Genomic DNA, 10,881 nt, shown 5'->3' with positions numbered 1-10,881 from the left:
CTGCCCGAGGCGGCGCGCAACGTCATGGACCTCTGGCGCGGCTACATCGAGGAACAGGCCGGCGAGACGCTTGAAGACCTGCAGCAGAAGCTCGCCGATCAGGGCGACTTCGCGCGCTTCGCCCGCAGGGTGATCGAGGATCTGGGCTACGGCGACCAGCTCGGCGAGGATCCCGACCTCGAGGAGGACGAGCAGGACGAGGCCGAGGAAAGCTCGGAAGAGGACGAGCCCGACAGCACCGGCGAGGAGGAGAGCGGCGAGGAGGCGGAGGCCGCGCCCGAGGAAAGCCAGGAGGAAACGCAGGACGAGAGCCAGGCGCAGGTGAGCATGGAAGAGCTCGCCGACGAGGAGCAGGGCGAGGAAAGCGAGCTGCCCGAGGGCGAGGCGCCGCAGGAGCCGCCCCCGCCCCCCGCCGTCTCGGAGGCCGACCCCGAATACCGCGTCTTCGACCGCGCCCATGACGAGGAGATCGGCGCGCAGGATCTCGCCGATCCGGTCGAGTTGGAACGCCTCCGCGCCTACCTCGACCAGCAGCTCGAACCGCTGAAGGGCGCGGTGGGGCGGCTCGCCAACAAGCTCCAGCGCCGGCTTCAGGCGCAGCAGAACCGCAGCTGGGAGTTCGACCGCGAGGAAGGCATCCTCGACGGGGGCCGCCTCGCGCGGGTGGTGGCGAACCCGACGACGCCGCTGTCCTTCAAGGTCGAGAAGGACACCGAGTTCCGCGACACTGTGGTCACCCTGCTGCTCGACAACTCGGGCTCGATGCGCGGGCGCCCGATCTCCATCGCGGCGATCTGCGCCGACGTGCTCGCGCGGACGCTCGAGCGCTGCTCGGTCAAGGTCGAGATCCTCGGCTTCACGACCCGCGCCTGGAAGGGCGGGCAGAGCCGGGAGGCCTGGCTCGCCGAGGGCCGTCCGCTCGCGCCGGGGCGGCTGAACGACCTGCGCCACATCGTCTACAAGTCGGCCGACGCACCCTGGCGGCGGGCGCGCGTGAACCTCGGGCTGATGATGAAGGAAGGCCTGCTGAAGGAGAACATCGACGGCGAGGCGCTGGAATGGGCGCACCGCCGCGTCGCCGGCCGGCCGGAGGCGCGCAAGATCATGATGGTGATCTCCGACGGTGCGCCGGTGGACGATTCGACGCTCAGCGTAAACCCGGCCAACTACCTCGAGAAGCACCTGCGCGACGTGATCGCCATGGTCGAGCGCAAGAAGCAGACGGAACTGATCGCCATCGGCATCGGCCACGACGTGACGCGATACTACAAGCGCGCGGTGACGATCACCGACGTCGAACAGCTCGCCGGCGCGATGACCGAGCAGCTCGCCGGGCTCTTCGACAGCGATCCGCGGGCGCGGGCGCGCGTCATGGGCATCCGCAACGCCAGTTGAGCGTCGGGGGCGGGGCGCCACGCCCGCCGCCACCGCGGCACGAACGGTGCGTGCAAGGCACGCACCCTACGCGATGAGCGCACGCTGTAGGGTGCGTGATCTCACGCACCCGCCGAGGCCGGGGATCGCGCTGCGATCGGCCTGCCGCGCCTGTCCGGCCCCGCCATGGCGCGCATCCGCGGCGCCGAAAACACGGCGCGGGCTTGCATCCCGGCGCCGCTCGCTGTTCCTTCACGGCATCCGGAAACCGGGGAGCGCCGCATGTTCCAGACCTTCGAGGCCACGAGCCGGCCCGAGCAGGGGCCGCCGCGCCTGCGTCTCCTGCGCGAGGAGATGGCGCGCGCGGGGCTCGACGGCTTTCTCGTGCCGCGGGCCGACGCGCATCAGGGCGAATACGTCGCGCCCCATGACGCGCGGCTGAGCTGGCTCACCGGCTTCACCGGCTCGGCGGGCTTCTGCGCCGTCCTTCAGGAGGTGGCGGGCGTCTTCGTCGACGGGCGCTACCGGGTGCAGGTCCGCCAGCAGGTGGCCGAGGACTTCACCCCCGTGAACTGGCCCGAGACGAAGCTCGGCCCCTGGCTCCGGGAACAGCTGCCGCACGGCGGCGCCGTGGGCTTCGACCCGTGGCTGCACACGGTGCGCGAGATCGAGACGCTGGAGGACGCGCTCGACCGGAGCGGCGTGCATCTCCTGCCCTCCGACAATCTCGTGGACCGCATCTGGGAGGATCAGCCGGCGCCGCCCGCGGCGTCCGTCGCCGCGCACCCGCTGGAGCATGCCGGCGAGCGGTCGGCGGAGAAGCGCGCGCGCCTCGGCGCCGAGCTCCACGCGGCGGGCGAGGCGGCGGCGGTGCTGACGCTGCCCGATTCGATCTGCTGGCTGCTGAACATCCGCGGCGGCGACGTGCCGCGCAATCCGGTGGCGCATGGCTTCGCGATCCTGCACGCCGACGGGACGGTCGATCTCTTCATGGACGCGGCCAAGCTCTCCGGGGTGCGCGGCCGGCTCGGCGACGGCGTGCGCGTCGCGGCACCCGAGGACTTCGCCAGCGCGCTCGGCGCGCTCGAGGGGCAGGTCCGCATCGACCCGGCGAGCGCGCCGCTCGCCGTGCTGCGCGCGCTCGAGGCGGGCGCGGCGGAGCCGCTGCGCGGCCAGGACCCCTGCCTCCTGCCCAAGGCGCGCAAGAACGCGGCGGAACGCAGGGGCGCCGAGGCCGCGCATCTGCGCGACGGCGCGGCCATGGTGGAGTTTCTCTGCTGGCTCGACGCGCAGCCGCCGGGCAGCGTCACCGAGATCACCGCGGCGCGGCGGCTGGAAGAGTGCCGCCGTGCCAACCCCGAGCTGCGCGACATCTCCTTCGACACCATCGCGGGCGCCGGGGAACACGGCGCGATCGTGCACTACCGCGTCACCGAGGAGACCGACCGCGCGCTCGCCGCCGGCGAACTCTTCCTCGTGGACAGCGGCGGGCAGTATCCCGACGGCACGACCGACATCACCCGCACGGTGCCGATCGGGCCCGCGGGCGAGGAGGAGCGCGCCGCCTACACGCGCGTCCTGCAGGGGCTGATCACGATCTCGCGGCTGCGCTGGCCCAAGGGCCTCGCGGGCCGCGACCTCGACGCGCTGGCGCGGATGCCGCTCTGGCTCGCCGGGCAGGACTACGCGCATGGCACGGGACACGGGGTCGGCGCCTACCTCTCGGTGCACGAGGGGCCGCAGCGCCTCGCCCGGACGGGCGAGGTGGCGCTGGAGCCGGGCATGATCCTGTCGAACGAGCCCGGCTTCTACCGCGAGGGCGCCTACGGCATCCGGCTGGAAAACCTCGTCATCGTCGAGGAGGCGCCGGCCCTGCCCGGCGGCACCGTGGATGCGATGCTTCGGCTCCAGACGCTGACCCATGTGCCTTTCGACCGGCGGCTGATCGTGACAGAGATGCTCACGGGGCCGGAGCGCGCCTGGCTCGACGCCTATCACGCGCTCTGCCACCGCAAACTGACGGAACGGCTCGGCCCTGCAGCGCGGGCCTGGCTCGACGCGGCCACCGCGCCGCTCTGAGGGAGACCGCGACATGGCGAACCGAATCACGATCCGCCCCGCCGGGGGCAAATGGAGCGTCCGCGCCGGGGGCGCGGTGCTCGGCGAAAGCAGCGCCGCGCTCGAACTCGACGAGGAGGGCTGTCCGCCGGTGATCTACTTCCCGCGGGCCGACCTCGCCATGGCCTTCCTCGAGCGCACGGACGCGGCCAGCCACTGCCCGTGGAAGGGCGACGCGACGTGGTTCTCGATCGTCACCAAGTCCACCACGATCCCGGACGCGGCCTGGAGCTACGAGACGCCGGTGGAGGGGGCGGGCGAGATCGCCGGGCACCTCGCCTTCCGCGAGAGCGACCAGGTGACCGTCGAGCGCATCTGAGCCGCCGTATCCGAGCCGCACGGAGGGGGGCTGTCTGCCCCCCTCTTGGCCTGCGGCCAATTCACCCCCCGAGGATATTTGACCCAAGAAGAAGGGGCGGGTCCGCGCGGTCAGGAGTGCTCCTCCTCGGCGGTGGCGGCGAGGGCGCGGTTGTAGGCCTTGAGCGCATCGACGTGGAAGAGCGCGCCCTGCAGCTCCGGCGCGAGGTCGGCGCCCGTGAGCCGCACGACGGGGATGTAGGGCAGGCCCGCCTTGTCGAAGATCGGCATGGCGGCGTCGAGGGTGGCATTGGCGTCGACGTAGATGCCGTTGCCGATCATCTCCCAGAGGCGGGTCTCGTCGGGGGCGCGCTCGTCCATCGGGCCGCGCATGACACCGGCGACGCGCGCGATCTGCAGGAGGTATTCCTGCGGCCCGGCGGCGAGGTGGACGCCGCGGCGTTCGAGCTGCGTCAGGAAGAAGGAGCGATCGACGAGGCGCGAGGCGAGCGCGGTCGAGGTGGAGACGGCGACCATCACGGCGAGGCCCGTCTGCCAGTCGCCGGTGAGCTCGAAGACGATGAGGGTGGTCGAGATCGGCGCGCCGAGCACGGCGGCGGCCACCGCGCCCATGCCGGCGAGGGCGTAGAGCGTGGGCGCGCCGGAGGTCTCGGGGAAGAGGCCCGTGGCGACGAGGCCGAAGGCGAGACCGGTGAGCGCGCCGAGCATGAGCGAGGGCGAGAAGACGCCGCCACCCATGCGGCCCGCGACGGTGACCGCGACGGCGACGATCTTGATCACGCAGAAGACCACCGCCTCGCGCAGCAGGAGGTCCCCGGTCAGCGCGCGCGTCGTCGTCTCGTAGCCCACGCCGATGACATGCGGGAAGGCCACGGCGATGGCGCCGAGGAGCGCGCCGGTCACCGCCGGGCGCGCCCAGAGCGGCAGGCGCGCACGGCTCTGCACCGTGTCGCCCATGTCCTCCGCCCAGAAGACGGCGCGCATGGTCGCCACGGCGACGAGACCGCAGAGGAGCCCGAGGAGCAGGAAGGCGGGGATCTCGGCATAGAACTCCAGCACCGAGCCGCCGGGCAGGACGAAGTTGGTCACGTCGCCGAAGGCGAGGCGGCCGAGGATCGTGCCGGCGGCCGCGGCGATGACGATGGGGGCGAAGGCGTGCAGCGCGAAGTGGCGCAGCACCACCTCCATGGCGAAGAGCGCGCCGGCGATGGGGGCGTTGAAGCTCGCCGAGACGGCGGCGGCGACGGCGCAGCCGAGGAGGTCGCGGCCGGTGATCCCGTCGGCCCGGATCGCGTTCGACACCCAGGACGACAGAAGCGCGGCGAGGTGGACCACCGGACCCTCGCGCCCCGTCGAGCCGCCGGTCGAGAGCGTGATCAGCGAGCAGGCCGTCGAGGTGAGGCCCGCCCTGGTCTCCACCCGGCCGTCATGGAGCGCCGCCCCCTCGATCACGTCGGCCACGGCACGCACGCGGCCGTCGGGGGTGAAGAACTGCAGCAGGAGCCCGACGGCGAGGCCGCCCGCGATCGGCACCGCGACGATCCACCACCAGGCCAGCGTCTCGGCGAAGGTGTGCAGGCGATACAGGTCGTCGGCGCCGTAGGCGGCCTCCTGCAGGGTCTCGATGCCGAAGCGGAAGAGGACCGCGGCCGCACCGGCGGCGATGCCGAGGCCGAGGGCGATGAACCAGAACTGGACCTGTCCCGGCCCGCGGTGGCGCAGGAGCTGCCAGCCGCGGCGGAAGGTGTGGCGCGTGTGGACGACCTGCGCGAGGAGCGGATTGCGCGGCGGCGCCTTCATGCGCTGCGTCTCCCGTGCGGCGGGCGGGCTCCGCCCCGGTTGCGGAACCGGCGGGCACGGGCTTTGCCGGGGCGGGTCATGGCGTGTCGCACCGTCCTGGTCGCGCTCTCGCCCGTTGCTTAGGCGAAGCGCGGCGCGGCTCCAAGCCCGATCCCGCGGACACGCTCATGCGGCGGCCGAGAGGAGGATCGCCGCCTCCGCCCGGCCGAGGATACGCCGGACGGGCGGGGCCTGGCCCGCGGCGGCGGGAAGCCCCGCGTGGAGGCCTGCGCGGTCCCCGCGGGGCAGCGCGCCGGCGGCGTCGGGGTGAAGGCTCTCGGCCAGGGCGCCCTCGACCGGAAGCAGGTGATGCGACGGCAAAAGCAGCGTGACGTAATCCGCCGTACGGGCGGCGTGATCCACGTGCAGGCGCCGGCCGTCGCAGAGATCGCGTGCGGCGACGAGCACCTCCGCCGCGCCGAAGAGCGCCTGCACCCGGGGCCCGCCCAGCACGAGCCGGTGCGCCGGCGCGACGCGGATCGGGCGCGCGGGGCGACCGGGGCCGAGCCCGCCCGGCCGCACGATCAGGGGCCGCAGCGCCGGCAGCGCGACGAGCCGCGCCGCGCCGATCGGCCGGCGCCCCGCCCAGAGCACGGGCCGCGGGCCGGCATCGGCGGTCAGGACCCGGTCGCCCACGGCAAGCGCCTCGACCGGGCGCGCGCCCGCGGGCGTGGCGACGCGGGTGCCCGCCGCGAGGCCGATGGCCGTGTCCGCCGGGCGCTCCGGGTCCGGACGCGCGCACCGATCCGGACCGACGCCGATCACGTGCAGGTCCTCGTCGCGCGGGGGCAGCGCATCGGAAAACAGCAGGAGCGGCGGACGCCCGCGGGCCGTCGCGATCACCGTGATCTCGAAGCGCCGCGCGCCGTCGGTCACGGTGAAGGCGTTCTCCGCTGGAGGCGGGTGCGGGGGCGCATCGTCCTGGACCCCGAGCCCGCCGCCGCGGCCGAGCAGGCGGCGCACCCTGCGCGCCGCCCGGCGGCCGAGCGCCGCCTCCCCGGCCGCACCGTCGAGGCGCAGCACCCCGGCCGGCCCGTCGAGACGCAGCGCCTCGCCCCGCCACGACCAGACGGAGCCAATCCGGAGCGCCGCCGGATCGGCCCCCGTCAGCCCGTCGGTCTCGGTCTGCGATGCGGAAATCGCGAAGATGCCGCGAAGGCCAGTCCGCATGCCGCCCCTGCTCTCGCCCCGGTCCTGTCGTTGACGCAATGGTAGCAAAGCCGATTCGCGCTGCATAGCGCGGCGCGGGGGACGACGGGAAAGGGGGATGCATGACCGGCGCGACCTGCTACAACTTGCGCCCGGATGGAGGATGACGGGGAGGAGTCACATGACGATCGATCGCAGACAGCTTCTGGGGGTCGCGGGGGCGGCGGCCCTCGGTCTCGGGCTCGCCGGAGCGGCCGCCGCACAGGAGGTGACGCTGCGCCTGCACCACTTCCTGCCGGCGCAGTCCGCCGTGCCGAGCCAGATTCTCGACGTCTGGGCAGACCGCATCGAGGCGGAGAGCGACGGGCGCATCGAGATCCAGCGTTACCCCTCGATGCAGCTCGGCGGCACGCCGCCGGAGCTGATAGATCAGGCCGCCGACGGTATCGCCGACATCGTCTGGACAGTGGTCGGCTACACGCCGGGGCGCTTCCCCTCCACCGAGGTCTTCGAACTGCCCTTCTTCGTCGAGGATGCGCGCGCGGCCTCCTACGCCTTCTGGACGCTCCACGAAGAGCAAATGGCCGAGACCGAGTTCGCCGACGTGGAGATCCTAGGCACCTGGGTGCATGGCCCGGGGATGTTCCACACCGACGCGCCGGTGCGCACGCCTTCGGATCTCGACGGCATGAAGATCCGCGGCGGCTCGCGCCTCGTCAACGAGCTCCTGACGCGGGTGGGCGCGGAACCCGTGGGCATGCCCGTCCCGGCGGTGCCGGAGGCGCTCTCCAAGGGCGTGATCGACGGCACCACCGTGCCGTGGGAGGTGACCTCGGCGCTCAGGATCCCCGAACTCGTGGAGCATCATACCGAGTTCGAGGGCCCGGGACTTTATACCCTGACCTTCGTGCTCGCCATGAACAAGGCCCGCTACGCGAGCCTGCCCGAGGATCTCAGGGCCGTGGTCGACGCCAACTCGCGCCTCGATTTCTCGGTCTTCGCGGGCGGCACGCAGGCGGAGGCCGACGCCCCGGCGCGCGAGATCGCCGTCGAGGCGGGCAACGAGATCATCACGATTTCCGAAGAGGACGCCGAGGCCTGGCACGACCGCGCCGAGCCCGTCTACGAGAGCTGGGTCGCCGACATGGCGGATAAGGGCAAGGACGGGCAGGCGCTGATCGACCGGGCCCGCGCCCTCATGGACGACTACCACGCCTCCTACGACGGCGCCTTCTGAGCCGCCGCAGGGTCCCCCGGGCCGCGGCGGCGCCTGCGCCGCGGCCCGCACCCGTCCGCCCCGGAGAGCCTTTCCGTGCAGAGCATCCACCGCGTCTTCCACGGCTTCGCATGGCTGATGGCGACGCTCGGGGGCGTCGTGCTCTCGGCGACGATCCTCGTCACGGTCGCGTCCATCCTCGGGGGGCTCACGCCCCTCGGCCCGATCCCGGGCGAGGAGGAGCTCGTGCAGGCCGGCATGGCCTTCGCCGTCTTCGCCTTCCTGCCGCTCTGCCAGATCACCGCCGGCCACGCCACGGTGGACATCTTCACCGACTGGCTCGGCGGCCGCGCCCTGCGCGTCCTGCAATTCGGGATCGAGGCGCTCTTCGCCACCGTGCTGATCGTCATCGCGGTCCAGCTCGAGGCGGGGATGCAGGCGCGCATCCGCTCCGGGCAGACGACCTTCCTCTTGCAGTTCCCCGTCTGGTGGTCCTATGCGGCAAGCCTCGCGGGCGCGGCCGCGGCCGCGGCGGTCGGTGTCTGGACCGCGCTCGCCCGCGGCTGGGAGCTTCTGACCAACCGTGATCTGATCGGCACAGGCGAAGGGGCGGAGCAGTGAGCGACCTCGCCATCGGCATCTGGTCCTTTCCGGTGCTGCTCCTGCTGATCTTCGCGCGGGTGCCGATCGGGCTGGCGATGTTCGTCACCGGCTTCGGGGGCCTCTGGCTCGTGATGAACGGGCCTTTCATGGCGATGGCGCGGCTCAAGACCGAGGCCTACACGACCTTCTCGAACTACTCGCTGAGCATCGTGCCCATGTTCCTGCTCATGGGCTATTTCGCCACGCTCGGCGGCATGAGCCAGGCGCTCTTCCGCGCCGCCGAGGGCTTCCTCGGCCACCGCCGCGGCGGCGTGGCGATGGCGGCGGTGGGCGCCTGCGCGGGCTTCGGCGCGATCTGCGGCTCCTCGCTCGCCACCGCCGCCACGATGAGCCGCGTCGCGCTGCCGGAACTCAAGCGCTACGGCTACTCGGGCGGGTTCTCCACGGCGACGCTCGCCGCGGGCGGCACGCTCGGCATCCTGATCCCGCCCTCGGTGGTGCTGGTGATCTACGCGATCCTGACCGAGCAGAACATCGCCAAGCTCTTCCTCGCCGCCGTCGTCCCCGGCCTCCTGGCCGCGGCGGGCTACATGGCCGCGATCTCCGTCTATGTCCGCCTCAACCCGCAGGCCGCCGGCGTCCGCGCCCCGATCCCCTGGGGCGCGCGCCTCCGCGCGCTGGCGGCGGTCTGGCCCGTGCTCCTCGTCTTCGTCGCCGTGGTCGGCGGCATCTACGGCGGCGTCTTCACGCCGACGCAGGCCGCGGCGGTGGGCGCCTTCGGCACCGGGCTGATCGCGCTCGCCAACGGCGGGCTGACGATCCGCACGCTGGGCGAGAGCTTCACGGCGACCGCGAAATCCACCGCGATGATCTTCTTCATCGTGCTCGGCGCGGGCTTCTACAACGGCTTCCTCGCGCTCACGCAGGTCCCGCAGGAGCTCTCCCGCGCCGTCGTCGATCAGGGCTTCAGCCCCTGGATCGTGCTGATCGCGATCCTCGGTCTCTACCTGCTCTTCGGCTGCCTGATGGATTCGCTCTCGATGATCCTGCTGACGGTGCCGATCTTCTTCCCGGTGATCTCCGCGCTCGATTTCGGCATGTCGCCGGAGCACGTGGCGATCTGGTTCGGCATCCTCGTGCTGATCGTGGTGGAGGTCGGGCTGATCACGCCCCCCGTCGGGCTCAACCTCTTCATCATCAACAACATGGACCGCGAGACTCCGATGGCGGCAACCTACCGCGCCGTGCTCCTCTTCGTGGGCTCCGACATCCTGCGCGTCGCGCTGCTCGTCGCCTTCCCCGCGATCACGCTCTTCCTGCTGCCCGGCTGAGGGGCGGCGCGGCCGCCCCCATCATCTTGGCCCAAATACTCCGGGGGTGAATTGGCCGCAGGCCAAGAGGGGGCGGCGCCCCCTCCCCCGCGACGTCCCCCGCGACCTCCCCCGCGACGGGGCGCCCGCTTTCCAGCCGCACCCGAACCCGGTAAGCCCGCCCCGTGACGATCCGGTGGTTCCCATGATGCAGCCCGCTCCAGAGCTCACCCACGACATCGTGCTCGTCGGCGGCGGCCACGCCCATGCGCTCGTGCTGCGCAAATGGGGCATGGCGCCGCTGCCCACGGCGCGGCTCACGCTGATCAACCCGGGCCCGACGGCGCCCTACTCAGGGATGCTGCCGGGCCATGTCGCGGGCCACTATTCCCGCGCGGCGCTGGAAATCGATCTCGTCCGCCTCGCCCGCTTCGCCGGCGCCCGGCTGATCCTCGGCCGCGCCACCGCGCTCGACCCGGAGGCGCGCGCGATCACCGTGGGCGACCGGCGCATCCGCTACGACATCGCCTCGATCGACGTCGGCGTGACCTCCGAGATGCCGGACCTGCCCGGCTTCGCCGCGCATGCGGTGCCCGCCAAGCCGCTCGAGGGGCTCTCGCGGCGCTGGGCCGCCTTCCTCGACGCGGCGGAGACCGGGCGGGCCGCGCCCCGCGCCGCGGTGATCGGCGGCGGCGTCGCGGGGCTGGAGCTCGCCATGGCCATGGCGCATGCGCTCCGCGCCCGCGCGAGCGCGGCCGACGTCACCGTGATCGAGGCCGCGCCCGAGCTCCCCGCGCCCGGCGCCGCCGGCCGCCGCCTCGCCGCGGCGCTCACGCGGCAGGGCGTGACGCTGCGCCTCGGCGCCCCGGCCGTGGAGGTGACCGCCGAGGGCGTGCGCCTCGCAAGCGGCGAGACGGTGCTCGCTGCCTTCATCGCCGGCGCCGCCGGCGCGCG

General features: G+C 72.8%; 9 protein-coding genes. 7 read left to right on the top strand and 2 right to left on the bottom strand.

The genetic code is table 11. The features are described from left to right. From ACESL7_RS07905 to ACESL7_RS07895, 3 genes are all read left to right on the top strand, one after another. On the top strand, positions 1-1,395 hold a 1,395-nt coding region (locus tag ACESL7_RS07905; RefSeq protein WP_372892772.1), incomplete at its 5' end, for a cobaltochelatase CobT-related protein. Between the two features lie 261 nt (positions 1,396-1,656). Continuing rightward, a complete protein-coding gene (locus ACESL7_RS07900) occupies positions 1,657-3,453 on the top strand; it encodes an aminopeptidase P family protein (RefSeq protein ID WP_372892771.1) in 1,797 nt (598 codons plus the stop codon). A gap of 13 nt (positions 3,454-3,466) precedes the next feature. Then, complete coding sequence (locus ACESL7_RS07895; RefSeq protein ID WP_372892770.1) at positions 3,467-3,811, top strand: DUF427 domain-containing protein; 345 nt, start codon at positions 3,467-3,469, stop codon at positions 3,809-3,811. Positions 3,812-3,921: 110 nt separating this feature from the next. On the opposite strand, the gene ACESL7_RS07890 is transcribed toward ACESL7_RS07895, so the two are convergent. Together ACESL7_RS07890 and ACESL7_RS07885 are read right to left on the bottom strand one after the other, a co-directional pair. Continuing rightward, positions 3,922-5,610 (bottom strand): chloride channel protein, encoded by a 1,689-nt coding sequence (locus tag ACESL7_RS07890; RefSeq protein ID WP_372892769.1) that lies wholly within the window; start codon positions 5,608-5,610, stop codon positions 3,922-3,924. Between the two features lie 165 nt (positions 5,611-5,775). Beyond that, positions 5,776-6,819, bottom strand: a complete 1,044-nt coding sequence (locus tag ACESL7_RS07885) for a Hint domain-containing protein (RefSeq protein WP_372892768.1) — start codon at positions 6,817-6,819, stop codon at positions 5,776-5,778. 160 nt (positions 6,820-6,979) lie between these two features. On the opposite strand from ACESL7_RS07885, the gene ACESL7_RS07880 reads away from it, so the two are divergent. The 4 genes from ACESL7_RS07880 to ACESL7_RS07865 all read left to right on the top strand — a co-directional run. Next, a complete protein-coding gene (locus ACESL7_RS07880) occupies positions 6,980-8,035 on the top strand; it encodes a TRAP transporter substrate-binding protein (protein WP_372892767.1) in 1,056 nt (351 codons plus the stop codon). Positions 8,036-8,110: 75 nt separating this feature from the next. Beyond that, positions 8,111-8,635 carry a TRAP transporter small permease gene (locus ACESL7_RS07875; protein ID WP_372892766.1) on the top strand — a complete coding sequence of 175 codons (525 nt, stop codon included), beginning with the start codon at positions 8,111-8,113 and terminating at the stop codon, positions 8,633-8,635. Next, on the top strand, positions 8,632-9,948 hold the full coding sequence (locus tag ACESL7_RS07870) for a TRAP transporter large permease (RefSeq protein ID WP_372892765.1): 1,317 nt from the start codon (positions 8,632-8,634) through the stop codon (positions 9,946-9,948). Before ACESL7_RS07875 ends, ACESL7_RS07870 begins: the two co-directional genes overlap by 4 nt. Before the next feature lie 184 nt (positions 9,949-10,132). Continuing rightward, positions 10,133-10,881, top strand: a 749-nt coding sequence (locus tag ACESL7_RS07865) for an FAD-dependent oxidoreductase (protein ID WP_372892764.1), incomplete at its 3' end; no start/stop codon positions are given.

This window comes from Rhodosalinus sp., assembly GCF_041685465.1.
Classification (GTDB): domain Bacteria; phylum Pseudomonadota; class Alphaproteobacteria; order Rhodobacterales; family Rhodobacteraceae; genus Rhodosalinus.
This window is presented reverse-complemented; position numbering and strand designations above follow the sequence as displayed.

Bases quoted from the DNA above. Each gene is read 5' to 3' on its own strand.
- ACESL7_RS07880 (WP_372892767.1), top strand. From the start codon at position 6,980: ATGACGATCGATCGCAGACAGCTTCTGGGGGTCGCGGGGGCGGCGGCC.
- ACESL7_RS07900 (WP_372892771.1), top strand. From the start codon at position 1,657: ATGTTCCAGACCTTCGAGGCCACGAGCCGGCCCGAGCAGGGGCCGCCG.
- ACESL7_RS07895 (WP_372892770.1), top strand. From the start codon at position 3,467: ATGGCGAACCGAATCACGATCCGCCCCGCCGGGGGCAAATGGAGCGTC.
- ACESL7_RS07890 (WP_372892769.1), bottom strand. From the start codon at position 5,610: ATGAAGGCGCCGCCGCGCAATCCGCTCCTCGCGCAGGTCGTCCACACG.
- ACESL7_RS07885 (WP_372892768.1), bottom strand. From the start codon at position 6,819: ATGCGGACTGGCCTTCGCGGCATCTTCGCGATTTCCGCATCGCAGACC.